Source organism: Bacillus sp. JJ1127 (genome assembly GCF_036965845.1).
Taxonomy (GTDB): domain Bacteria; phylum Bacillota; class Bacilli; order Bacillales; family Bacillaceae_G; genus Bacillus_A.
The window spans coordinates 1-24,856 of the sequence record NZ_JBALQK010000021.1; the positions used below are offsets into that span (position 1 = coordinate 1).

The 24,856-nt window shown below is 38.4% G+C and carries 20 protein-coding genes, 2 pseudogenes and 2 other annotated features; of the genes and pseudogenes, 16 read left to right on the forward strand and 6 right to left on the reverse strand.

What is annotated here, in order from left to right; all coding sequences use genetic code 11:
• The first annotated feature begins 301 nt into the window (after nt 1-301).
• Nucleotides 302-512, forward strand: a binding site (T-box leader).
• A 169-nt stretch (nt 513-681) separates the two neighbouring features.
• The 11 genes and pseudogenes from proB to V7183_RS02895 form a co-directional block, all read left to right on the forward strand.
• Nucleotides 682-1,785 (forward strand): glutamate 5-kinase, encoded by a 1,104-nt coding sequence (gene proB, locus V7183_RS02845; RefSeq protein WP_097898058.1) that lies wholly within the window; start codon nt 682-684, stop codon nt 1,783-1,785.
• Nucleotides 1,786-1,984: 199 nt separating this feature from the next.
• Nucleotides 1,985-3,232 carry a glutamate-5-semialdehyde dehydrogenase gene (locus V7183_RS02850; protein WP_335358633.1) on the forward strand — a complete coding sequence of 416 codons (1,248 nt, stop codon included), beginning with the start codon at nt 1,985-1,987 and terminating at the stop codon, nt 3,230-3,232.
• A 245-nt stretch (nt 3,233-3,477) separates the two neighbouring features.
• Nucleotides 3,478-4,239, forward strand: a complete 762-nt coding sequence (locus V7183_RS02855) for an ABC transporter ATP-binding protein (protein ID WP_097898056.1) — start codon at nt 3,478-3,480, stop codon at nt 4,237-4,239.
• A 16-nt stretch (nt 4,240-4,255) separates the two neighbouring features.
• Nucleotides 4,256-6,109: an ABC transporter permease gene (locus tag V7183_RS02860; RefSeq protein ID WP_335358634.1), complete on the forward strand. Its 1,854-nt coding sequence runs from the start codon at nt 4,256-4,258 to the stop codon at nt 6,107-6,109.
• 586 nt (nt 6,110-6,695) lie between these two features.
• Nucleotides 6,696-7,241, forward strand: a complete 546-nt coding sequence (locus V7183_RS02865) for an RNA polymerase sigma factor SigX (RefSeq protein ID WP_097898054.1) — start codon at nt 6,696-6,698, stop codon at nt 7,239-7,241.
• A 3-nt stretch (nt 7,242-7,244) separates the two neighbouring features.
• Nucleotides 7,245-8,420: an anti-sigma factor family protein gene (locus tag V7183_RS02870; protein WP_335358635.1), complete on the forward strand. Its 1,176-nt coding sequence runs from the start codon at nt 7,245-7,247 to the stop codon at nt 8,418-8,420.
• Nucleotides 8,421-8,485: 65 nt separating this feature from the next.
• Complete coding sequence (locus V7183_RS02875; RefSeq protein ID WP_335358636.1) at nt 8,486-9,451, forward strand: ABC transporter ATP-binding protein; 966 nt, start codon at nt 8,486-8,488, stop codon at nt 9,449-9,451.
• Nucleotides 9,423-10,295, forward strand: coding sequence for an ABC transporter permease (locus V7183_RS02880; protein ID WP_335358637.1), 873 nt, complete (start codon nt 9,423-9,425; stop codon nt 10,293-10,295). The genes V7183_RS02875 and V7183_RS02880 overlap by 29 nt, the downstream gene beginning before the upstream one ends.
• 398 nt (nt 10,296-10,693) lie before the next feature.
• Nucleotides 10,694-11,887: an MDR family MFS transporter gene (locus V7183_RS02885; RefSeq protein ID WP_097898050.1), complete on the forward strand. Its 1,194-nt coding sequence runs from the start codon at nt 10,694-10,696 to the stop codon at nt 11,885-11,887.
• A 52-nt stretch (nt 11,888-11,939) separates the two neighbouring features.
• Nucleotides 11,940-12,226 (forward strand) — a binding site (T-box leader).
• Nucleotides 12,227-12,292: 66 nt separating this feature from the next.
• A complete protein-coding gene (gene leuS / locus V7183_RS02890) occupies nt 12,293-14,701 on the forward strand; it encodes a leucine--tRNA ligase (RefSeq protein ID WP_335358638.1) in 2,409 nt (802 codons plus the stop codon).
• 150 nt (nt 14,702-14,851) lie between these two features.
• Nucleotides 14,852-15,691 (forward strand): annotated as a pseudogene (locus V7183_RS02895) (VrrB protein); the annotation flags it as partial.
• Between the two features lie 318 nt (nt 15,692-16,009).
• On the opposite strand, the gene V7183_RS02900 reads toward V7183_RS02895, so the two are convergent.
• From V7183_RS02900 to V7183_RS02920, 5 genes are all read right to left on the reverse strand, one after another.
• Complete coding sequence (locus V7183_RS02900; RefSeq protein ID WP_097898048.1) at nt 16,010-16,438, reverse strand: HAD family hydrolase; 429 nt, start codon at nt 16,436-16,438, stop codon at nt 16,010-16,012.
• A 351-nt stretch (nt 16,439-16,789) separates the two neighbouring features.
• Entirely contained in the window at nt 16,790-16,975 is a 186-nt protein-coding gene (locus V7183_RS02905; RefSeq protein ID WP_335358639.1) for a hypothetical protein, read from the reverse strand.
• 126 nt (nt 16,976-17,101) lie between these two features.
• Complete coding sequence (locus tag V7183_RS02910) at nt 17,102-18,181, reverse strand: Ger(x)C family spore germination protein (protein WP_335358640.1); 1,080 nt, start codon at nt 18,179-18,181, stop codon at nt 17,102-17,104.
• Nucleotides 18,157-19,251 (reverse strand): spore germination protein, encoded by a 1,095-nt coding sequence (locus V7183_RS02915; RefSeq protein ID WP_335358641.1) that lies wholly within the window; start codon nt 19,249-19,251, stop codon nt 18,157-18,159. Before V7183_RS02915 ends, V7183_RS02910 begins: the two co-directional genes overlap by 25 nt.
• 16 nt (nt 19,252-19,267) lie before the next feature.
• The gene (locus V7183_RS02920) at nt 19,268-21,076 is read right to left on the reverse strand and encodes a spore germination protein (protein WP_335358642.1); all 1,809 of its coding nucleotides are present in this window, start codon (nt 21,074-21,076) and stop codon (nt 19,268-19,270) included.
• A gap of 157 nt (nt 21,077-21,233) precedes the next feature.
• Here V7183_RS02920 and V7183_RS02925 point away from each other — a divergent pair, with 157 nt between their 5' ends.
• Nucleotides 21,234-22,358, forward strand: coding sequence for an alpha/beta fold hydrolase (locus tag V7183_RS02925; RefSeq protein WP_335358643.1), 1,125 nt, complete (start codon nt 21,234-21,236; stop codon nt 22,356-22,358).
• A 31-nt stretch (nt 22,359-22,389) separates the two neighbouring features.
• Here V7183_RS02925 and V7183_RS02930 read toward each other — a convergent pair whose 3' ends face one another.
• Nucleotides 22,390-22,572, reverse strand: a complete 183-nt coding sequence (locus V7183_RS02930; RefSeq protein WP_097898042.1) for a hypothetical protein — start codon at nt 22,570-22,572, stop codon at nt 22,390-22,392.
• A 209-nt stretch (nt 22,573-22,781) separates the two neighbouring features.
• Here V7183_RS02930 and V7183_RS02935 point away from each other — a divergent pair, with 209 nt between their 5' ends.
• The 4 genes and pseudogenes from V7183_RS02935 to V7183_RS02950 form a co-directional block, all read left to right on the forward strand.
• Complete coding sequence (locus tag V7183_RS02935; protein WP_335358644.1) at nt 22,782-23,087, forward strand: rhodanese-like domain-containing protein; 306 nt, start codon at nt 22,782-22,784, stop codon at nt 23,085-23,087.
• 76 nt (nt 23,088-23,163) lie between these two features.
• Nucleotides 23,164-23,388 carry a spore germination protein gene (locus V7183_RS02940; RefSeq protein WP_097898040.1) on the forward strand — a complete coding sequence of 75 codons (225 nt, stop codon included), beginning with the start codon at nt 23,164-23,166 and terminating at the stop codon, nt 23,386-23,388.
• Nucleotides 23,389-23,406: 18 nt separating this feature from the next.
• Nucleotides 23,407-23,748 carry a hypothetical protein gene (locus V7183_RS02945; RefSeq protein ID WP_335358645.1) on the forward strand — a complete coding sequence of 114 codons (342 nt, stop codon included), beginning with the start codon at nt 23,407-23,409 and terminating at the stop codon, nt 23,746-23,748.
• 135 nt (nt 23,749-23,883) lie between these two features.
• A pseudogene (locus V7183_RS02950) lies at nt 23,884-24,846 on the forward strand (IS4 family transposase); the annotation flags it as partial.
• Between the last annotated feature and the right edge of the window lie 10 nt (nt 24,847-24,856).

Genomic DNA, 24,856 nt, shown 5'->3' on the forward strand with positions numbered 1-24,856 from the left:
ACTATATCGAGATTAGTATAAAAAAACATTTTAAGAGAGTGCATTACTTTTGGCAATACAAAAAATATATAGAAATCACTTTTATTCTGTACTAAATAAGTACATCTTCTATAATTTAATATTTTTTGTTATATACTACTCAATAACATTTCAAATAATTTTGGAGAATATAAACATATCACTATCGATAGCATAATGAATAGGGGGAATTGAAAGGATTGTTACTTATCGCCTTCCTTATTTTCTAAAACATCTCTTGACATAAAAATGCATTATATCGCATAATATATAAAAATTAAAGTGAAAATCGCTGAAGGGAACTAGTACATATATCTTCTTGCGCAAGAGAGTGGAATCCGTAGGCTGAAAGATTCCTCGTATAGAAATTATCGAACCTATCCCTGAGTCTTAAACGAAAGTTTAGGCGTATGCCTGCGTTACAGGCGACAAGCGGATATAGATTTATATCAATGAAGGTGGTACCGCGGAACAAAGACCGTTTCGTCCTTTTTAAGGACGGATCGGTCTTTTTTATTTGGCTCTTTATTGCGGAATTGGCATCATTGGTGAGATGTTTTTTGTTGCAAATTGCACGTAGTAGAAGAATATTTTGTTTCCATTTGAAAAAAGAAGCAGCACAATTTATAAAAAAATTTTTATTTTAGACTAGGGGGTATAAAAGTGAAAAAACAGCGAATTGTCGTAAAAATCGGAAGCAGTTCCTTGGCAGCGAATCATGGAGGCATCTCTGGCGAACAGCTTTCAGATCACGTTGCCGCCTTGGCGCGACTGAAGCAAGAAGGACATGAAATCGTGCTGATTACATCTGGGGCCATCGCCGCAGGCTTTTCCGCTCTCGGGTATCCCAGCCGCCCCGTGACAATTAAAGGGAAGCAGGCTGCTGCCGCTGTCGGGCAAAGTCTGTTGATGCAGGCGTATACGGAGGAATTCCGCAAATATGGCATCGTTACCGCGCAGCTTCTGCTGACAAGAAGTGATTTTTCTAGAAAAGAACAATACAGCAATGCCTACGCCACTTTAGCGGAGCTACTCAACCGCTCCGCTCTTCCTATAATCAATGAAAACGATTCTATTTCTTTGGAGGAGCTGACGTTTGGTGATAATGACATGCTGTCAGCTTTAGTAAGCGGGCTTGTCTCGGCAGATATGCTCATGATTTTTACGGATGTGAACGGTTTGTATGACCGGAATCCCCAGAAAAATCCGGACGCGAAAAAGTATTATTTTCTCCCTGCCGTTACGGAAGAAATCGCCTCTCTTGCTGGAGATGCTGGCTCAAAACTTGGTACCGGCGGCATGAAATCGAAAATCGATGCGGCAAAGACGGCACTATCTCTCGGCGTAAGTGTATTCATCGGAACAGGACGTGGACGGGAGAAGTTTTTAGATGTTTTGAAGGGTAAAGGTGATGGAACGTATATCGGCAATACGCCTCAAAAAGTGATCAAGATGAACAAGCAATGGATCGCGCTACATTCGCTTGTTAGCGGACAAATCGAAGTGGATGCCGGAGCAGCCGCTGCCATCATTCAGCATGGAAAAAGTCTTCTTCCTGCCGGTGTTACCGGTGTGTTTGGGAGCTTTCAAGCCGGCGAAGTCGTGGAGGTTATCACACAGCAAGGACGCGTGATAGGGAAAGGGCAGTGCAGATATAGCGCAGAGGAATTGCGGGAGCTGAAAGGTATGCAGAGCCACGACATTCAAGCGCGAGGCGAAAGGCATAGCTATGAGGTCATTCATAGGGATAATTGGGTTTCATTTTAAGAAAATCAAGGGGGCTCGTTCAAGTGAAGAGCACAGGGGCCTACGTCCCAAAAGGCGCTGTTTGTCTTTTCTCGCTCTAAGCGTCCGATTGACTCAACTAACATCTATGGAGGAGAGTCTTGGATGGTAGTGCCTAGTTGGCGGAGTTGGACACGTCTCAAATTTTATACTTTTTAATCTTTAAAAGGGGGAAACGAAAATGAATGAAGTGTTGGCAAAGGGACAAAAAGCGAAAAAGATTGCGGGAGAGCTTGTGGCCAAATCGACTAATGAAAAAAATAAGGCACTGGAGGCTGTCGCTGAGCAATTAATAGAAGAGACATCCTATATTTTGGAGGAGAACAAACGAGATATCGAACAAGGTAAAGCGAAAGGAATGCCTGCCTCTCTCCTCGATCGCCTCATGCTGAACGAACAGCGCATCATTGATATGACAGAGGGCATCCGGCAGCTGATTGATTTGCGTGATCCTGTCGGAGAATGTGTAGCTGCATGGGAACGGCCGAATGGATTGTCTATTCGGGAGATGCGCGTGCCGCTCGGTGTTGTGGGGATGATTTACGAGGCGCGTCCAAATGTGACGGTGGATGCGGCTACAATTTGCTTGAAAACAGGCAACGCAGTGATCTTGCGTGGTAGTTCTTCCGCCATTTATTCCAACAAAGCCATCGTCGCTGTCATTCACCGGGCGCTCAAACAAACGAGCTTACCTCCAGAGAGTGTACAGCTCATTGAAGACACGTCACGAGACAGCGCAAAGCAGCTGTTTACATTGAACGAGTACTTGGATGTTCTTATTCCAAGAGGTGGCAAGCAGCTGATAGATACTGTAGTGAGAGAAGCATCTGTTCCTGTATTGGAAACAGGTGCGGGAAATTGTCACATTTTCATTGATGAAACAGCGGATAAACAGATGGCATTCGATATTATCGTAAACGCCAAAACACAGCGTCCGTCTGTATGCAATGCTATTGAAACGATTATACTTCATGAGAATTGGGCGCAGCGATTCGGTACCGAGCTGTTTTCTTTCTTGAAGGAAAGAGGAGTGGAGCTGCGTGGGGATAAGAAAGTATTAGTAATGGATTCTTCTCTTTTACCCGCTTCAGAAGAAGACTGGGAAACAGAGTTTTTGTCTCTTACGCTAGCAGTCAGAATCGTTTCCTCTGTTGAAGAAGCGATTCGACACATCAATGCTTATGGCTCCATGCATTCCGAAGCAATCATTACAGAGAACGAGGAAAACGTCAGCAAGTTTTTCATGTCCGTTGATGCCGCGGCGCTTTACCATAATGCTTCGACCCGCTTTACTGACGGCTTTGAATTTGGCTTCGGCGCAGAAATCGGCATCAGCACGCAAAAGCTGCACGTACGGGGACCAATGGGGCTGTCTGCATTGACTTCCACGAAATATGTGATTCGCGGGAATGGGCAGATTCGGGGATAAGAAGCAAAAGGACAGATGCAAAGCCCTCTTATTTTATTTTCGCTTTTAGTTTCTACCTCTTCTTTAGTATTATGGAGATATCTTAAAATAACAAACGGCGTCATATGCTACGTGTTTACATGTAACATATGACGCCGTTTTATGTATCTTACAAAAATGTAAGGTAAATGTCATGTAAAACAATGGAAGATAATACGGAAAAGGCGCAAAATAGGAACTGGAAAAAGAAGTGTAGGAGGGTTTATATGAACAAACCAGTTGTAGATGTCAAAGACGTTCAAAAAGTATACGGTAAAAAAGGTGAGAGCCAATCACATGCTTTAAAAGGTGTATCGTTTTCCATTCAAGAGGGTGAATTTGTTGGAATCATGGGACCATCTGGTTCAGGGAAAACAACGTTATTAAATGTAATTTCAACATTGGATAAAGCAACGGGCGGAGTTGTTGAAATTGCAGGTACAGATATTACAAAAATGAAGCAAGGTGAGCTTTCTGATTTCCGTTCACAAAAGTTAGGATTCATATTCCAAGACTTTAACTTATTAGAAAACTTATCAATCTATGAAAATATTGCTCTGCCACTTTCTCTGCAAGGTGTTCCATCACGTAAGATAGGACCGAAAGTAGAAAAGGTAGCTGAAATGTTAGGAATTTCAGAAATACTTCAAAAGTACCCATCTGAAGTATCTGGTGGACAAAAACAGCGTTCAGCAGCAGCGCGTGCGCTTGTACATGAACCAGCGATCATTTTAGGAGACGAGCCAACAGGAGCGCTTGATTCTAAAAATGCAGCGAGTCTTTTAGATGCGATGACAAACTTAAATGAAGAACAAGGTGTATCGATTATGATGGTTACCCACGATCCATATAGTGCAAGTTACTGTCAGCGTATTTTATTCATTCAAGACGGAGAGTTATACAAAGAAATTCACCGCGGTGGTACGCGCGAAGCGTTCTATAAAGAAATTTTAGATGTGCTTGCAGACTTAGGCACACAAAAAGCATAAGAAAGGAGGTTCAAGAATGTTATTTAAGCTTTCTATGTCAGGACTAAAAAGTAAGCTGAAAGATTACATTGTCTTACTTGTTGGTCTTGTAATGTCCATTTCGATCTTTTACATGTTCCAAACATTAGCATTGAATAAAGCGTTTATTGAAGCGAATTCTGTAATCAGCAGTATTCAATTCGTCTTCCATGCTGGTGCGGTACTATTAGCTATCATTACATTCTTCTATATTTTATATGCTAATTCTTTCTTACTATCACTTCGTCAAAAAGAATTTGGTATGTATATGATGTTAGGAGCCAAAAAGCATAAGGTGACAATGCTTATGTTTATTGAAACAATTGTATTAGGAGCAGCATCTCTTGTAGTTGGTATTGCAGTCGGTGTAGGGCTCGCGCAAGGAATTGGTAAACTACTTATGCACCAGCTTGAATTTACTGCAGGTGGCTATCATGCATTTTATGTTCCATCTATGCTTGTCACATGTATTTTCTTCTTAGTACTATTTGTTTTATCAGCAATTATGAATAGTATCAAATTATCACGTATTACGGTTCTGCAACTGGTTCATGCAGATTCTAAAACGGATCGTGTTTCTAAAGCAGGAGTAAAGACTGTTATAGCTGCATTCGTTGGAATTATTCTATTAGCAATCGGTTATGCTTCTATGATTTACATGGATAAGTTGGCGCAAATGGGGATTATTATTGCATTAATCACTGTAACGTCCGGAACTTACATGTTATTTGGAACATTCCTTCCGCTTATTATTAAAAAGCTAAAGAGTAATAAAAAGCGGACTGAAAAAGGACTTAATGCTTTTACATTTGCACAGTTAAATTTCCGTATCAATAGCTTAACAAAAGTACTAGCGACAGTAGCGATGTTAGTTGCGCTTGGAGCAGGTGCGATTTCAGGCGGTATGGCGTTCAAAAATAACGTTATGCTTATTGTTGATGGTTTGGCGATTTATGATGTTGCGATTCATAATCCAACAGCCGAAGAGAAGAAAATTTTAGATGGTATTACATTTAAAGAGAAAAGTGAATATCGTTACAAAACAGACGATAAATACGTGTATTATTTAAAAGAAGATTTAGAGAAAAATCGTCCTTTAGTACAAGATTTAAAAGATTTTAAAGGAATGAAAGATGTCGGTAAAGTGAAACGAGCTTCTGAAGAATTGCCAGTAGGTGCGATTTCGAGTTCCGGTCAAGAAAAATCTGATAATGTGATTCCAGAGGAGTGGGGTCAGGCATTAAGCACGATTCATCCAATTTATGTATCCCCTAATCAAACAATCAAAATTGTAGACCAAAAAATGTATGATGGTTTGCAAGGAAAAGAGGGCGTTGCATTCCTTGGAAAAGTAGATAATTTCTTAACATATAAAAAAGAGTGGAAAAAAATTGATGAGTTGCAGCTAGCTAAATATGAAAATGTACAAGAAACTTCCTTGCAAAGTAAAAACCAATTTTATACTGGATTTTACGGCATCGCTAGTGGAACAGTATTTATGGGGTTCTTCCTAGGAATTGCTTTCTTAGCAATGATGGCAAGTTGTTTAATGTTTAAAATTCTATCTGGTGCATCTAGCGATATTACGCGTTACCAAATGCTTCGTAAAATCGGTGTTCGCCGTGAATTATTAACGAAGTCTATCTATAAAGAATTATTCTTAGTATTCTTATTCCCAGCAATTGTGGGTATTACTCACGTATTAGTTGGTATGAACATCTTCTCGTTCATTTTAATTGACCCGTATTTCCGTGTATGGCTTCCAATCTTGATTTTCGTAGTCATTTACGCAATTTACTATTTCGTCACAGTCCAATTATATAAAGGAATTGTTCTTCCGAAAGAAGACTAAGAGTTAGAAAATACCGAGCAGAGGGTGCTCGGTATTTTTTAGCATTCATTTGCTTCTCCTTAAAAATGGTTACATGTATTTTATACCATTTCATGGATAGATTATATATCTGGCCAGATGCCCTTGCTAAACTAAAAAAGAGGGTTTTTTATTTATCCCGCATTAACGGGCAGTAATACTCCCACTTCAAAATTCAGTGAAAGCATTGTCCAGCTCTAGCGGCTAGAATCTCCGGTCGTTTCACCCCCTCGGACGAGGCAAAAAGCGCCTCTCTGTCGGTGGCTCCAACGTCCTGCGATTCTGAGCGAGCCGCTTCCGCTTTTCTAAAGAAGTAAGGTGGGAGATAAACTGCCCGTAAATGCCCGATTGGTTCAACTAATAATCAGTGGGGGATGAAGAAAACCCCCACTGATTAAAGTTTCACTTTATAGATTTGTGCTTTGGACGTACTTCTAGGAAAAATCTCTTAGAGGACAAGGGAATAAAATTGGTTTCCATACAAGAAAATATTTTTTATCTTTTTGTCACAAATCGCAAATTTGTGGTTTCTTTATAGTGACAGTAGCTAATAAGGAGGAAGAAACGAGTGGAGGTGAAAGCTTCATTGTTAAATATATATGAACAAGATTCAGTTTCAAATATACAGTTTCAAGATGTATTTAAACAATATTACGCTCACGTGGTTAGACAAATTATGCGGACTGTGCGAGATCAAGCAATTGCTGAAGATTTAGCGCAAGAAGTATTTTTGCAATTATATCATACAGAATGGAAACAAATTGAAAGCTTATCAGCATGGCTTGCAAAAGCATCTATTTATGCAGCATATAACTATTTGCGATCTGAAAAAAGGCATCAAGCAAGAGTTGAAAAAGAAGCAAATTATAAATATTCAATTAGCAGTCCGTCATCGGAAGAACAATGTATTCAAAAAGAAGAAATTACCCGTGTACAAAGTACATTAAAAGAAATGGATGAGCGGGAACGTACTCTCTTATTAATGAAGTTTTCAGGATTTCAATATAAAGAAATCGCGGATGCTGTTCATATTGAAGTATCCTCTGTTGGAACACTACTAGCACGAGCGAAAGCAAAATTCCGGAAAATGTATAGAGGGATGAAGGAGGGGTAACAAATGAAATGCCAAGATATTGGATTTATTCAGGCGTACTTAGATGGAGAGTTAAACCGCGATGAAAGAAAGCAATATATTCAACATCTTGATCAATGTAAAGCATGCCAAAAGATGTTAGAAGAAGTAAGCAAACTTAATCAATGGGAACAAGTGATATTGGATGATGAATTTGCAAATTTTAGTCAAGAGATGGATATCGACGTTGATAAAGCTTGGGAAACCTTTGAACAAAATATACAAAATCATAAAACGGAAGAAACAAACAGTGAAGAAAGTAAAAAGAAGGGAAGATGGCATAATATGAAGAAATCATCTAAACGTTGGATTACTGCAGCAGCAGCAGCGGCAGTTGTGTGTGTGTCTTTAACAGTTCCAGAAGTACGGGCAGGAGCAAGTAACTTGTTATCGATTTTTCGAGTAAAGGATGTGCAGTTAGTTCAACTTACAGATTCGGACTTACGTGAAATTGAAGGATGGATCTCTAATATGGAAGAAGGAGAAAAGTCCATTAAGGGAATTGGGAAAATAGGAATCAAAGATAATGGAAGCAAAAAAGATGCTCATTTTCAGTCAGAACAACAAGCAAGAGAAGCTGGATATGCTGTTCCAAAAGTGCCAAATGGGTACCGTGTAACGAGTGTGGATGCGAATCCGTCATTTATTATGCAATTTGAACTCGATACAGAAAAAGCAAATAAATTGTTGAAACAACTACAAAGTAATACTCAGTTTGAAAGTACTTTGAATGGCAAGCAGTTTTCAATCACAGTTCCGGAATCAGTACGTACACAAATAGAAGTTGAGGGCAATCGAACATCAAGTGCTTTTTCTTATAATGTGATTGATGCACCAAAAATTTCTGTTCCAGAAGGTGTAGATGTTACGAAATTACAAAAAACAGTTTTAGAGCTTCCGATTATTCCTACGAATGTGAAAACACAACTTGCAGGTATTCAAGATTGGACACATACATTGCCGATTCCTTATGTAGCAAAAGGTGCAAAAGTATCGGAGACAAAGGTTCAAGGAGTAAAGGCCGTTTTATATAATACAGATTATGAAAACGTGCTGATTTGGGAGAAAGACGGGAAAATGCACATGATCGAGCAATATAAAGAGCAAGGAAAAGATATGAATGCAAGTGATCTTATTAAACTTGCAAATGAATTAAAATAATGATTGAACAAGAGCGGCTCCGTGAAAAGGGGCGGCTCTGTTCCTATATGGGGCGGGGGTAAAACATGAACGAAGACTGGATTATACAAACAAAGAACTTAACAAAACAATATAACGGAAAAGGCGGTATCCGCAACATTTCATTAGATGTGCCGCGCGGTACTGTATTCGGATTTATAGGTCCTAACGGTGCAGGAAAAAGTACGTTTGTGCGAACGATGCTTGGCTTAATTCATCCAGATTCCGGAACGGCGCAAATGTTAGGACAGCCGATTGGGACAATAGAATCAAAACGGCGTATTGGCTATTTACCTGAACTGTTTCGCTATCCTGATTGGCTGACTGGTTGGCAGTTGCTTGAAACGCATGCGAAATTATGCGATCTTCCTTTTCGAGAGCGGAAAGCAAAAATAAATGAGGTTATTGAAAAAGTAGGTCTAAAGGGAAGGGAGAAAGAAAAAATTCGCGGTTATTCAAAAGGAATGCAGCAGCGTATTGGACTTGCTTGTGCCCTGCTTTCTGATCCAGAATTGATTTTTTTAGATGAGCCAACATCAGCACTTGATCCAATTGGGCGAAAAGAAGTGCGTCATCTAATGGAAGAGCTTCGTGAACAAGGGAAGACAGTATTTTTAAACAGCCATCTATTAAATGAAATTGAACATGTATGTGATCACGTGGCGATTATTAATAAGGGAGAGTTAATTGTACAAGGAGATTGGCGCTCATTAATGATGATTCAAACAGAAGTTGAAGTAACACTTGGCGAAAAGAGCGAATTATTTTTTGAACAATTGCCTTCGTTTATTAAAAACGTAAGGAAGATAGAAGAACAGCAAAATCGTAAACGGTGGATTATCACGTTACAACAAGAAGATGATATTCCTAGATTGTTAGAAGCATTTGTATCACTACATATTCCTGTGTATCAGTTAAATCCGGTTCACCCGCATTTGGAAGATGTGTTTATGTACTGGGTAAATAAGAAAGAGGGGACGCAGCATGTGGACAATCGCCAAGTTATCGTTTAAAGAAATTCTGTTAAAGCGCATTTTTACCATTACGTTATGTATGACTTTTGTCTTTTTAATTTTTTATGGAGTAGCCATTCATTACGCTGTCAGTGAAATCCTTCCAGGAGAATCTAGCGGTCTTTCGGCAGCTCAAGATTTTATGAACAAAAGTTTTATTTCTACACAGCTTCTTGGAGTGGGTTTATACTTTTCTTCATTTATTACTGCGTTGTTAGCTATTTTAAGCAGTGTTGGCAGTATTGCAAATGAAATTGAAAGTCATCAAATTGATACGTGGCTAACGAGACCGATTTCACGCTTTTCCTTTTTAATGGGAAAATGGATCGGCTTATGTTGCTTACTAATTGCGTACGCAGCCTTTCTATTTATAAGTATCGTGCTCATCCATCAAACAATGGGAGGGAGTACGTTTCATTTAGATTTCACGGCCACGCAAATTATAAAAGCATTGGCTCTTTTCTTGTTACAGCCCGTTATTTTAATTAGCATCGCGATATTACTAAGCACGCGCATGGCGACATTAAATGCTGGCATTGTGTTAATTATTTTGTACGGAACTGGGTTTATTGGTGGATTTGTTGAACAAATCGGTACATTGGCACAAAAAACAGCACTTGTAAACATGGGCATAATCGCAAGCCTTTTATTCCCAATTGATACGATGTATCGTAAAATGACAATCTATTTATTTGATTCAGGAGACAATCCTTTATCAATCGCCTCACAAGGAGTGTTCGGCAGTATTTCAACACCGAGTAACATGATGATTGTTTATGCTGTTTTATATGTGTTAGCAGCTATTTTTATAGCGATTCGTACATTTAAATCACGTGATTTATAAGGGGGATGAAACTTCAGTGTATTCTCCCAATGCTGTAAAGCGTGAACTAAAACCCACCTCTTTATGTAGATGTGGGTTTTATATATATTCATTTTAATTTTTCGACAGATAAGTCACTGCCGTGGAGAATACACCATGATCGCTACTTGCATTCTCCTTTTGTTTTACACCTTGCATGTGGCAGGAAAAGGCCCTGACCGTTTCTATGCGTGGCCAGATGCTCTCGCCTGCCTAAAAAAAGAGGGTTTTTATATCGCTTTTTTAATTTGTGTTTATATAGTCTACATCTCATTATCTGAATTTCACTAACTATTAATCAGTTGCCTTCCTATTTAAAAAAGACTACAATTTTACTGTTATAGATAGAACGAAAAACAACAGAATAGGAGGGGGAAACTATGCCAAGAAAAGTATGGCTATTAGTAGCCGGGATGATTATTAATGTCACGGGTGCTTCTTTTTTATGGCCTTTTAATACAATTTATCTACATGATCACTTAGGAAAATCATTATCTATGGCCGGAATGGTATTGATGATTAACTCACTTACTGGTGTAATCGGAAATTTACTCGGTGGTGTTTTATTTGATAAGTGGGGCGGATATAAATCAATTTTAGTTGGAATTGTCATTACGCTATTATCGATTTTTGGTCTTGTATTCTTCCATGGCTGGCCAGTTTATGTTATTTGGCTTGCGTTAATTGGATTTGGTTCTGGAATGGTATTTCCATCGATGTATGCGATGGTCGGAACGGTTTGGCCAGAAGGTGGCCGAAGAGCATTTAATGCGATGTATGTTGGGCAAAACGTCGGGATTGCTGTTGGGACGGCATGCGGTGGTCTAGTTGCTTCTTATCGATTTGATTATATTTTCTTAGCGAACTTTATTTTATACTTTGTTTTCTTTTTAATTGCTTTTATTGGATTCCGTGGTATGGAAGATAAAGAAGATAAGCGTGTAGAAGTAAAAGAAAAAACGAAAAAAGGTTGGTCACTTACACCGGGATTCAAGGCACTTCTTATCGTATGTGTAGCATATGCTTTATGCTGGGTTACATATGTACAATGGCAAGGTGCGATTGCAACGTATATGCAAGAGTTAAATATTAGCCTTCGTCACTATAGTTTATTATGGACGATAAACGGGGCGATGATTGTTTGTGCGCAGCCATTAATAAGTATGATTATTCGTGCGATGAAACGTTCTTTAAAACAACAAATTATGATTGGAATCGGTATTTTTGCAGTGTCATTTATCGTATTAAGCCAAGCGCAGCAATTTACAATGTTCCTCGTTGCGATGGTGACATTAACAATTGGTGAATTATTCGTATGGCCAGCAGTTCCGACGATTGCGAACATTCTTGCGCCAAAGGATAAGCTCGGTTTTTATCAAGGTGTTGTAAATAGTGCGGCGACTGTTGGTAAAATGTTTGGACCAGTTGTCGGCGGAGCGATTGTTGACTTATACAATATGGAAGTATTGTTTATTGCAATCATGGTAATGCTTGTAGTAGCGCTTATCGCAACAAGTATTTATGATAAACAAGTCAAAGTTGAAGAAACAGTCGAAGAAAAAATTGCAGTTTAGTTTGACGGAACATGTAACATGTTTTAGAATATATTTTAAATAACTCATATGTATAATAACAGTGAGAAGGAGTAGTAGTAATAGAAGCTGGTTTAGAGAGTTGACGGTTGGTGCAAGTCAATCCACGTTTCGTTATGAACTCGCCTTTGAGTTGCAGTTGTGAAATGAAGTAGCAATTGCCGTTTATCCACGTTACGGATCTAAGCGAATGTATATTAGTGCTTGTTCAAAAAGAAGGATAAAGAAATCGGGTAGCGATCTTTACCGGACGTTTTGAACATTCTTTATTACATTAATTTAGGGTGGTACCGCGGGAATCTATAACCTCTCGTCCCTTTCTAGGGATGAGAGGTTTTTTGTATTTTAGGCGGTGAAAATAAATACAATTTGAATGGAGGGTATCTCATGAGCTTTAATCATCAAGAAATTGAGAAGAAGTGGCAAGCGTATTGGGAAGAGAATAAAACATTCCGTACGCCAGATGAGACAGAAAAACCAAAATTTTATGCACTAGATATGTTCCCATATCCATCAGGGGCTGGGCTACACGTAGGACATCCAGAAGGATATACAGCAACGGATATTTTATCTCGTATGAAACGTATGCAAGGATATAATGTTCTTCATCCAATGGGATGGGATGCATTCGGTCTTCCAGCAGAGCAATATGCACTTGATACTGGAAATAGCCCAGCAGAATTTACAGAGAAAAACATTAACACGTTCCGTAATCAAATTAAAGCATTAGGCTTCTCTTATGATTGGGACCGTGAAGTAAATACAACAGATCCAAACTACTACAAATGGACACAATGGATCTTCTTACAGCTATTTGAAAAAGGATTAGCTTACGTAGATGAAATCCCTGTAAACTGGTGCCCAGCACTTGGTACAGTACTTGCGAACGAAGAAGTAATCGATGGCGTGAGTGAGCGCGGTGGACATCCTGTTGAGCGTCGTCCGATGAAACAATGGATGCTAAAAATCACTGCATATGCAGATCGCCTACTTGAAGATCTAGATGAGCTTGATTGGCCAGAAAGCTTAAAAGATATGCAGCGCAACTGGATCGGTCGTTCTGAAGGTGCAGAAGTACACTTCAACATCGACGGTACAGATAAGAAATTTACAATCTTTACAACGCGTCCTGATACACTGTTTGGTGCAACTTACTGCGTACTTGCTCCAGAGCATACACTTGTCGCAGAAATTACAACTGCGGACCAAAAAGAAGCAGTGGAAGCGTACATTGATTCTGTAAAAGCGAAAAGTGATTTAGAGCGTACAGAACTTGCAAAAGAAAAAACAGGCGTATTCACTGGTGCTTATGCAGTTAACCCAGTAAACGGTGAGAAGTTACCAATCTGGATCGCTGACTATGTACTTGCTACTTACGGAACAGGTGCTGTAATGGCAGTTCCAGCTCATGATGAGCGCGATTACGAATTTGCAAAAACATTTAACCTTCCTATGAAAGAGGTTGTAAAAGGTGGAGACATCACAAAAGAAGCACATACAGGTGATGGCGCACACGTAAATTCAGCATTCCTAGATGGTCTAAATAAAGAAGAAGCAATTGTAAAAATGATTGAATGGCTTGAAGTAACAAGTGCAGGAAATCAAAAAGTAACATACCGTCTTCGTGACTGGTTATTCAGCCGTCAACGTTACTGGGGTGAGCCAATTCCAGTTATCCATTGGGAAGATGGCACAATGACAGCTGTGAAAGAAGAAGAATTACCATTAGTTCTTCCAAAAACAGAAAACATTCGTCCATCTGGTACAGGTGAATCACCACTTGCAAATATTGAAGAGTGGGTAAATGTTGTCGATCCTGAGACTGGTAAAAAAGGTCGTCGTGAAACAAATACAATGCCGCAATGGGCAGGTAGCTGCTGGTACTACCTACGCTACATCGATCCAAACAACAGCGAAGCACTTGTCGATCCTGAAAAAGTAAAACAATGGCTTCCAGTTGATATTTATATCGGCGGTGCAGAACACGCTGTACTTCACTTACTATATGCTCGTTTCTGGCATAAAGTATTATATGATATCGGTGTGGTTCCAACGAAAGAGCCATTCCAACAATTATTTAACCAAGGTATGATCCTAGGTGAAAACAACGAGAAAATGAGTAAATCAAAAGGTAACGTTGTAAATCCTGATGATATCGTAGCGAGCCATGGTGCAGATACACTTCGTCTTTACGAAATGTTCATGGGACCATTAGATGCTTCAATCGCTTGGTCTGAAAATGGTCTTGATGGAGCTCGTCGTTTCTTAGACCGTGTATGGCGCCTATTCGTTCAAGATAACGGTGAACTAAGTGAGAAAATCACAGATGCACCTAATAAAGAACTTGAAAAAGCATATCACCAAACAGTGAAGAAAGTTACAGAAGACTATGCAGAGCTACGCTTTAACACTGCAATTTCGCAAATGATGATGTTCATCAACGATGCATATAAAGCAGAAACACTTCCGAAAGAATATGTAGAAGGCTTTGTGAAAATGATCGCACCAGTTGCACCACACGTTGCGGAAGAACTTTGGAGAAAGCTTGGATACAATGAAACAATCACATATGCAAGCTGGCCAACATTCGATGAGTCTAAACTTGTAGAAGATGAAGTTGAAATCGTTGTTCAAGTTATGGGTAAAGTTCGTGCGAAACTGAAAACGAAAAAAGATGCATCAAAAGAAGAAATGGAACAACTTGCTATCGAGGCAGTTAAAGAGCAAATTGAAGGGAAAACAGTTCGTAAAGTAATTGTTGTTCCTGGTAAACTTGTTAATATCGTTGCAAATTAATAAGAAAGAGCAGTCCTTACGAGAAGAGGGCTGCTCTTTTTTTAGAGACAACTGAAAAAAGAGCGGAATTCAAGCATAGACAAACACCTATTCTTCTATGTGAAATATGATAAAAAAGGTAGGCTAAATTGTGAAGAAGAGGTGAAAGAAATGAAAGGGATGGATAATAATGCGCCGCATGGCTTTATGATAGGTGGTGGGGAAGGTGGCTATGCACAAATGATGATGGGGGGATTTGGCCAGCCAGGATATGGCGGGATCCCAACATGGATGGGAGGGACAGCAGGAGGAATGCCCACATCTGTAGCAGGAGCACAAATGGGGATGCCTTCGCTTGCTGGAGGGGCAGCAGGAGGAATGCCTACATCTGTAGCAGGAGCACAAATGGGAATGCCTTCACTTGCTGGAGGGGCAGCAGGAGGAATGCCTATATCTGTAGCAGGAGCGCAAGCGGGAATGCCTTCGTTTACTGGAGAAGCACCAGTCCCTACATCTGTAGCAGGTGTGCCAACAGGAATGCAGGCAGGGGTACCGGGAGGAGTGCCTGCAGGCGCACCAACTACATTTCCTTCTTTTGTAGGAGGTGTACCTACAGGATTCCCTGTACCAGGAGTTGGTGTTGTAGCAGGCGGAGTAGGAGGGTATCCACCTGCCCATCATGTACATCACGTGCACCACGCACAACACCATGGTCAGCAGCCACACCATGTACATCATGCACAACACCATGGTCAGCAGCCACACCATGTACATCATGCACAACATCATGGTCAACAGCACCACCACGGACATCACGGACATCATCATGGCCAACAACAAGTACATCATCATGGACACCATCCAGTTCACCCGCAGGCTGTTCTATATCAAACACATCAACACGGTCATCATGGTCACCAACATCACCACGGACATCATCATGGTCACCAACATCATCACGGGCAACAAACTGGGCATAGTGGAACAGGGACTTCGGCAGGAGCAGGACATATGGGGTATTAATGAAATCAAAAACATATTAAAAAATTCTCTTGCGCGCAAGGGGATTTTTTATTTGGGAATAGTAAGAGTAAGGAGGTGTTACATATGGGAAAAGGCAGAAGTAATAATGCTGGTAAAAAACAACCGAATTTCGATGATTCATCTAATTTTGCTAAACAAAGTCAACCGACAGAACCGAAGAAGAAATAATGAAAAAGGAGCTATCTATATAGAAAGATAGCTCCTTTTTCATCATATACCGACGCTTCGAAAAAATGAGACGTACAAATAAAAGCTGTTGGAATATTCCTAGCAGCTGATGTCATATTATTTTTCCGCTTTAGCTAAGGCTTCTTGACGTTGACGCTCAATTTCAGCTCGAAGTTGTGGTTCTGGTGCTTGCCAGCCTTCTGGTTTTAGAATTTTGCCGTCTCCTTCACGGAAGCGAGGTTTTCCATCAGGGAATAGTTTTGCCATATTGGCATTGTTTACAATTTCAAAACCTTTATCTGGACGTACTCCCATTTCCGCAAACGTTCCAAATGCAAAATAAATAAGATCAATCAACGCATCATATTGGTCTTCCACAGTCGTTGCTTCTAAAAATTCTTCCAGTTCTTCTTGCATAAAGCTCGCACGGATTTTTGCACGCTCTTCTGTTAATTTTGTTGGTACATCTGTAACAGGGTGTCCGAATACCTCGTGCATTTTTGCAACGAGTTCATATCCTTTATCTAAACCTTTTTCATTAGTCATGTTGTTTCATCCTTTCTTACTTTGTGACGAGTTTCATTGTAACATAAGGAGATTGTTTATTGAACTTATCCCCACCTACCTCTATATGAGCTTGAGGTGGGGGATTCTAGTGTTTCTGCCCTCGCAAAAACAATTCCTCTTGTTCAACAAAAAGGATACAACGATTTAGGAATTCAGTAGTGTCCTTAGGCAAGACGACCTCTTTCTGTCTTCCGAGGAAAACAGAAAAGGTATAGCCACTTTCTTCCTATATCGAGGAGAAGACCCCCACCTTCACTTCGTTTAGAGGTAGGGGTCTTCTCGGTTAAAATGATAAAAAGAACATTGTATATGATATAAGATGCTCGTTCGCTACTCCTCTTTCTTTATTAAAAATGATAAAGCGAAATCAATACCAAACATTCCAACAAGTAGCGTTGGTATGACAATAAGTAAATAGCGGGTGAAAGAAACATTTTTTAAGTATGTATGAGCAAATAAAAAGACGCCGAGAAATAAAATCCCATTTAAAATAGGCTTTACTAATTTTGTAGACATAAGCTCCCCCGTAAATATCTTTTTTCTCTATATAAGTAATAAAAAACTCCTCTCTCCGTTGTATCACGCTTGAGAGAGGAGTTCAATCTTTATCTTACATTTTGTGGATGGTGTATATGTTTGCTTTCATTCAATGACTCCTGAATTTGTAATATCTACCTTATATTTAACGGTAATAGGTACATCTTTGTACATTTTTTTCCATTCTTTTAATTTAAATGGGCGATAGTTTTGTCTAAATTTAGCTCCAAGTCCAAGAGGATCAACATCTAAAGACTTAAATTGTTTAATGAGTTTTGCAGCCGTAGCATCCAACTGCTTTTCAACGGATTTCGCGGTTTTCTTCGTGTTTTTTTTGTTTTCTAAATTAATTTGTTTTGAAATTTCTTGAATGCGTGCATCTAGTTTTACTGTAATCAAAAAAGAGGGCTTACCCTTCTTTATATCTAAATGGTAAGTAGGAGCGGAATGGATATTGTTAATAATTGTATATCCAGAATCGACTTTGAACTCTTGTGAGTCTAGCCGATGTTTTTCTAGTAACCCTTTAAAAACAAACATATCTTTGTAATCAATTTTTCCAACATACTTATCTTTTTTTAAAAGGCCAATACCAGTAATTTTAATCTTATCTTTACTTTTTTTAAGGATAGGCAAATAAGAATCTTGGCCTGTACGGTAATAGCGAAATGCATCTAAATGTAAGTTGTCTGTAGGTAAAGGGCCGGTTTTCATATTATGTTCTAACATTTTTTTTATATAAATAGCCACATTAGAAGCTGTTGAATACTTTCCTTTTAGCAGATCGAGTCCCTTTCCGTCTAATAATCCTATATACAATGAGTTTCCAATATTCACATCACGAATCAGCGTATCAAAGGTAGTAGATAATCCCTTTTTAGCAAGTTTTGTCGTGAATAAAGCAACGCGCATTTGTCCGCTTGCAAACGGGCGAGAAGACTGTAAAGAAGTATTAGCTTTTACTTGTTTTGCTGCATTCCCTGTTCCTTCAAAGACTTCTACTTTATTCCCTTTTTTCTGGACGGGACAAACAAAAGCCACTTTTATTTTATTATCTTTTTCTATATCAAAAACAGTTCCTTGAATAAGCTGAACATCATCGACAATACTTTTTGGTAAGCAGCCAGTCAGACTGAGTAGACAAATACAAGAAAGGAGCGTTAGTTTTCTTTTGATTTTTTCCATTTTCTTTTCACCCACACAATAAGAAATAAGATTGGGATGTATATATACATAAGCCAAAAGCTAGTTTTAGATATATAGGTAATAAAGTCATTAATATCATGCCTATTTGTTAATAGGTGTGAAATGATAATTGTAATGAACATAAAAGTAATCAAAATCCTTCTTTGTTTTATATGAAAGACTTCGTGAGTTCCTCTAGTGGCTGCCCATAAAGGAAGAATAGCACTTGTAAGAATAACAAGAGCATATCCGGAAATTGCAATATATTCTAACCGTTCTATAAATGGAAGCTTAATGACTTGGGTCATAGAAAGCTGAGACCAAATGGTTTTTGATAACTGTTTTTCACTAAAGAACGCAAAGGCTAAAATTGTACTAAATAAATATAAAAAGGTAGAAAATAATGCACCGTATTGTGCGAATTTATGAGATTTTCTAGGTTCTTTCACAAATGGATAGATCATAAGAAACATCTCAAAACCAGTCATACTGTAGACGGATAATTTAGCTGCTTTTAAAATGTCGTTAAATGAATGAGAAAAAATAGGTAGCAAATTGTCCCAATGAGCGTATTTTAGGATGAATAGGCTGAGGAAAATATACCCTAATGTTCCAGTGATAGAGATGACACAAATACCAGTAATGACACGGAATCCTGATGAAATGATGTAATAGCCTACTAAACATAGAAAGAATGTTAACACCCAAGTAGAAGCAGTGGGAAACATCCATACTTGAATAATTTCAACGTATGTTCGAACAACGGTAACACTTAATAAGAAAAAATAAGCTATAAAAATCACGCTAATTCCATTTCCAAGCCATTTGCCAAAGGTTTTTCTGTGCAAATCGATTAAGTTACCTTCGCTATCCTTTAATAAGAAATACATCATCCATATGAGAATTTGGATGAAAATTCCTGTAATAAGAACACCGATCCAAGCATCGTATCCTGCAGCTTTGGCAATGATACGGGCGAATCCAAGAACCCCGGCACCAAATTGTGCACTATGAATTAAGAAGAAGACGAAAATGGGAGAAATTTGATATTCCGTTTTAATTTTACTCATAGATGCACCTCTCTTCTTAGTCATCAAAATCCGATGTATGTTTTGTTGAGATTCCTTTTGCTGATTTTTTTACATGTTGTGGCCGTGCTTGAATATCTCTTGTATCAATCATAGATAACGGCAATCTAATCCAAGAATCTTTTAATGCTTGTAGCCTTGCTGGATAAAAGAGTGCAAATGGTTTCCGTAAAGAAGACAGTCTGAATAGATGAGTAAATAAAAGGACAAAGCCTAACGAAATTCCTAATAGACCACCTAATTCTGCGCATAAAAGGAATGGAAATCGTAGTAAGCGAACTGCATTCCCCATCTTATAAATCGGTGTGATAAAGGAAGCCAATGCGGATAAAGCGACAATGATTAATAAAATATTACTTGTTAGTCCTGCTTGAACAGATGCTTGTCCAATTACGATACCGCCTACAATACCAAGTGTTTGTCCTACCTTCATTGGCAGTCTAGCCCCGGCCTCTCTAAGCAAATCAATAGCAAGTTCTAGAAAGATAGCTTCTATTAAAGGAGGAAAAGGAACTTGTGCCCTTGATAAAATTAATGTTTCTAGTAGGTCGCTTGGAATTAATTCGTAATGATAACTTAAAATGGCAACGTATAATGGTGTTGCACAGATAGAGAACAGAACAGCGATAAGTCGTAAAAACCTTGAAAACGTAGCGTAAAGCCAAGATACGTTGTAATCCTCTGGTGAAACGAAAAAATCAAAGTATGAAACAGGAGTGAGTAAGATGTTTGGTGAACCATCCACAAAAATAGCGATTTTCCCATCAATTAATGCGGTTGTTACTCGGTCTGTACGTTCTGTATTAATAAATAATGGGAAGATTGATTTTTCTCCCATCAATTCTTGAATATAAGAGCTGTCGTTAATTTGATCATATTCAATTGTACGAAGCGATTCTTCTAAATAATCAACATTTTCTTTTTCAGCCAGATTCTCTAAATACATCATGACAACTTTTGTTTTAGAGAATTTTCCAACGATAACTTCCTTTGTTTGTAACGCTAACACCGGAAGGCGTTTACGTACTAGGTTAATATTGGTATCAATATCTTCTACAAATCCCTCTTGAGGACCAATGACTGTCGATTCATTTAGTGGAACAGTTGGAGCCCGGTAATTATCGATAGCAATATTTGCTAATATACACTTTTGATCTTGATTATGTAACTGGACAATGGCGTGTCCTTTTAGAACCATATCCTCAATTTTTTGCAGGTCATTTGTGATGGTAACGCCGCTCATTGGAATATGTTCCTTCAATTCCTCAAGTGAAGAACAGGTTCGCTCTAATAGTGAGGGCATTAAATACTTCTGTAATTTCTCTCCATCAAGTGACGGACGATAATAGGAAATCCAATAGGGCATCGTTTCATCATCTGACGTATGGTAACTCACAAAATCACTAGATGCTTTTAACTTGTCTAGTAAATCTTGTAGAGAATGAACATGTTCTTGTTCTGGTTTACTAAAGTCATAAATGCTGTTACCACTATTATTTTTCTCAGATTGTTGTCGCTTGTCTTGTGTCGGCCCCTCATGTTTCGTAGCGTAAGCAGATTGCTGTTGTTTGTCCTGTGTTTGCGCCTCATGTTTCGCAGTGTAAGCAGACTGTTGCTGTTTGCAATTGGTTTGTGCTACTTGTTTTGCATCCTGAACAGATAGTTGCTTATCTTTCTTTGGCTCGTGTTTATTCTTAGGTTGTTTCATATCTTGCGTTTTATCTTCTAGTTTGTTTTTTTGTTTTGCCTTTACATTAGCAGTTTGTTCTTTTGATTTTTTTTTCTTTCGTAACCATTTCCAAATCATATGTATTCCCTCTTTGATGATGTAAGATAATGTTATTTTGTGGACGATTTTGTATATTATGCACTTATTTCAGAAAAGAAGCAGGAGAATGATTTTCTAGGGAAAAAACCTCTTTAGTGGGTAATTTTTTAAAACTATAGTGAGGGAGGAGAAGCTTGTGCAAGGTGTAAAAAAAGAAAGGTTCCAATTGAAAGAATTCACCTTTGAAAACGGCAGGAAGATACCTGTCCAAATTGGATATGAAACATATGGGAGATTAAATAGAGAGAAATCAAATGCCATTTTAGTTTGTCATTATTTTAGTGCAACAAGTCATGCGGCGGGAAAATATACAGAGGAAGATCCTGTACCAGGTTGGTGGGATGGGCTAATTGGACCAGGGAAAGCAATTGATACAAATCAATATTTTGTCATATGTACCGATAACCTTTGCAATGTACAAGTGAAAAATCCTTACGTAATTACAACAGGACCAAAATCAGTAGACCCAATAACAGGTTTTGAATATGGAATGGATTTTCCTGTATTTACATTTTTAGATGTGGCACGTGTACAATATGAGTTAGTGAAAGATATGGGAATTGAAAGGCTGCATGCCGTAATGGGGCCGTCAGCTGGTGGGATGATTGCACAGCAATGGGCTGTTCATTATCCACATATGGTGGAGCGGATGATTGGAGTGATTACGAATCCGGAAAATCCGATTATAACATCGGTGAATGTATTGCAAAATGCGATTGATTCGATTCAGCTGGATCCAAAGTGGAATAATGGAAACTATGGTGATAAGCAACCAACGCAGGGGCTGTATTTAGCTAGAAAAATGATGTTTATGGGTGCTTTTGATGCGCATTATTATGAAATGACATTTCCGCGTAATCATGCAGAAACAGCACCTTATAAAGAATTTGCTACACTGACATCATTTGAGAAAAATATAAATGAATTGACACTGCAAAACATTGCTTTTGTGGATGCAAATTCATGGATGTATATGGCAAAAGCGACGTTATTACATGATATTGCACATGGTTTCTCTTCTTTAGATGAGGCTCTTTCGCAAATAGAGGCTAATGTACTGATGATTCCATGTAAACAAGATTTACTGCAACCACCGCGTTATAACTATAAGATGGTAGATATACTGCAAACGCAAGGGAAATATGCAGAGGTTTATGAGATTGAAAGTATAAATGGGCATATGGCTGGAGTGTTAGACGTTCATTTATTTGAAAAGAAAGTGTATGAGTTTTTGAATCGGAAGATATCTAGTTTTGTATAAAAGGTGCGAAGTCAGCAACAAGCACCTTTCTTTATACAACTTTTAAACGGAAAATATATGTGGAAATGCATACTCCAAAGAAAGCTATACCGAGCAATAGAAATAGGAATGATATTTCTTGAAAAGATAGCTTCTTGTAATTTTTCTTCATGCTAAGCGTAATGATTGCGAGAATAACAAAAATAAGGCCTATCAAGAAAAGTAAAAGTGTTATTTCAATCGACTCCTTTCGTCAAACAAGTATATTGAGGATACAATGTGAAAGCATGATTTGTAAAGAAGAGAGATTTGCAGCGAGGTTGAGAAAGAATGGGACGAAGGAACGCTTCAATTCTTTGCGTTCCTTCGTCTGCATGCTAAAATTGGTGAGTAAAGAAGAAATGTACTACTTAGAGTTTCAATGTATATAAGGAGGAAAGACATATGACAGGAGTAAAAACAATTACAACAGAAGAAGTGCAAGAACGTTTAGAAAATGGAGAAACGTTATTTTTAGTAGATGTACGTGAAGATGAGGAAGTGGCGCAAGGGAAAATTCCAGAAGCTGTACATATTAAAATGGGAGATATCCCAAATAAAGTGGATTTCTTTGATAAGGAAAATGAATATATTTTTATTTGTCGATCAGGAATGCGCAGTGAAAATGTATGCCACTATTTAAATGAACAAGGATTTAAAACAGTGAATATGGTCGGCGGTATGCTGCAGTATGCAGGGGAAATCAAATAATTTGTTTAAAAACTTGAAACGTGTCTGTTTCAAGTTTTTTTTTTTTGCATACAGTGTACAAAAGGAGGTAGGTGAATTGAGTGCGCGAATTCGTAAGATAAAAATTATAAATAATACAGGCGCGGTGAATGTTGGCGATTATTACAATGTTTCACCTGTAGCCGTACAAAAAACATTTGCTGGATCTGGTGGATCGAGTATAGCTAATTTTTTAAATGGACAACGTCAGCCGCCGGTTACACCTAGAACACCAGAATTTCTTCCACCAGTAGAAACGAGTGAGGTAGCATTAGGTCGATAAAAGAAAGGTTGAGTACGTATGCCTGCTAATATTAAAGAATTTGTAATTGTAAATAATTACGGAAATCTATTTACGGGAGATAATTTGAGAGACACCTCATTTGTTGCATCTAAAACATATAGCGGGGCAGTTGGATCGACTTGTATTGATGTTGTAACGGTAATTGGAACAGCGACGAATCTTTGCTTACAGCCAGGGGATACAGTCACAACGACGTTTACGAGGGGAACAACACAAGCAGGAGCACAAATAGGAACACAAACAGGAACAAATATAAATGCTCCTTTAAGTGGAAATGTATCTAATATTCAACAGTCTATGCCGAATACAAATAGTACGGATTCAGTTCTTGGTATGTAAAGTTATTTTGGTATGTATAAATAAAAAAATAATCCCCTGAAGGATCATAGCCATCAAGTTAAGGTTATCTATGTATAATTTCAAACAAAAACAGCCATCCTTTCATGGATACTTCATGAAAGGATGGCTGTTTTTATGGCTTCAATGAATCTTACAGAAGAGCTTCAATTATTAGAACAGGAACTAAAAGGCAAATTTTCACTTTCCTTTTTAGAATCACTTGCACGAGAAACAGGGATGATTCAACGGGCGAGAAAATGTAAAGCGCAGGATTTTTTAAGCAAAACAGTTGGAACAGAATCTTTAGCTAGCCTTTGTGCCAAATTAAATAAATCAACAGGTGTTTCTTTATCTTCTGAAGGCTTGAATCAACGTTTCGCCTCTCATACTGTTCAATTTTTTAAACAAATTTTCACAAGGTTATTTCATCAAAATATTTGTCCAACTCCATCGATAGGAGGGAATTTTAAACGAATTCGAATCTTAGATTCTACTATGTTTCAGCTTCCCAATCACTACGCAGATATGTATAAAGGTTTTGGCGGCGACGGGTCAGAAGCAGGAGTTAAAATCCAACTAGAGTATGATTTATTATCTGGAAACTTTCTTCAAATAGATGTGAATCATGCGGTTAGTAATGATAACACATATGGACAAGCTTGAACGGATACAGTAGAGTCTGGAGATTTATGTATCCGAGATTTGGGATATTTTTATATTGATGATTTTAAGAAAATGGAGGAAAAGCGAGCTTCCTATATTTCACGTATCCGCTGGAATACACAAGTATATAGAAAAATAGAGGATGCATGGGAACTGATTGATATAGAAGGTATTTCAAAACAATTAAAAGAGGGAGAACATATTGAGTTTCCTCGCGTATATATTGGGTTTCATCAAAAACAAGCAACACGTTTGATGATCTATAAATTAACAGAGCCTGAACATACGAAGCGATTAGAACGGCACAAAAAAGAAAAAAGACGAATGCCTAAATACGCAAGTGGGATTAACTTATTTATTACAAATATACAAGAAGCAGATATGAAAGCCCATGAAATTTATCAGCTTTATTCCCTTCGTTGGCAAATTGGCGTGTCCAGATAAG

Coding starts and splice junctions, on each gene's coding strand:
- V7183_RS02850 (WP_335358633.1), top strand. CDS start 1,985: ATGAATGAAGTGTTGGCAAAGGGACAAAAAGCGAAAAAGATTGCGGGA.
- V7183_RS02855 (WP_097898056.1), top strand. CDS start 3,478: ATGAACAAACCAGTTGTAGATGTCAAAGACGTTCAAAAAGTATACGGT.
- V7183_RS02860 (WP_335358634.1), top strand. CDS start 4,256: ATGTTATTTAAGCTTTCTATGTCAGGACTAAAAAGTAAGCTGAAAGAT.
- V7183_RS02870 (WP_335358635.1), top strand. CDS start 7,245: ATGAAATGCCAAGATATTGGATTTATTCAGGCGTACTTAGATGGAGAG.
- V7183_RS02875 (WP_335358636.1), top strand. CDS start 8,486: ATGAACGAAGACTGGATTATACAAACAAAGAACTTAACAAAACAATAT.
- V7183_RS02880 (WP_335358637.1), top strand. CDS start 9,423: ATGTGGACAATCGCCAAGTTATCGTTTAAAGAAATTCTGTTAAAGCGC.
- V7183_RS02885 (WP_097898050.1), top strand. CDS start 10,694: ATGCCAAGAAAAGTATGGCTATTAGTAGCCGGGATGATTATTAATGTC.
- leuS (WP_335358638.1), top strand. CDS start 12,293: ATGAGCTTTAATCATCAAGAAATTGAGAAGAAGTGGCAAGCGTATTGG.
- V7183_RS02900 (WP_097898048.1), bottom strand. CDS start 16,438: ATGACTAATGAAAAAGGTTTAGATAAAGGATATGAACTCGTTGCAAAA.
- V7183_RS02905 (WP_335358639.1), bottom strand. CDS start 16,975: ATGTCTACAAAATTAGTAAAGCCTATTTTAAATGGGATTTTATTTCTC.
- V7183_RS02910 (WP_335358640.1), bottom strand. CDS start 18,181: ATGGAAAAAATCAAAAGAAAACTAACGCTCCTTTCTTGTATTTGTCTA.
- V7183_RS02915 (WP_335358641.1), bottom strand. CDS start 19,251: ATGAGTAAAATTAAAACGGAATATCAAATTTCTCCCATTTTCGTCTTC.
- V7183_RS02920 (WP_335358642.1), bottom strand. CDS start 21,076: ATGATTTGGAAATGGTTACGAAAGAAAAAAAAATCAAAAGAACAAACT.
- V7183_RS02935 (WP_335358644.1), top strand. CDS start 22,782: ATGACAGGAGTAAAAACAATTACAACAGAAGAAGTGCAAGAACGTTTA.
- V7183_RS02945 (WP_335358645.1), top strand. CDS start 23,407: ATGCCTGCTAATATTAAAGAATTTGTAATTGTAAATAATTACGGAAAT.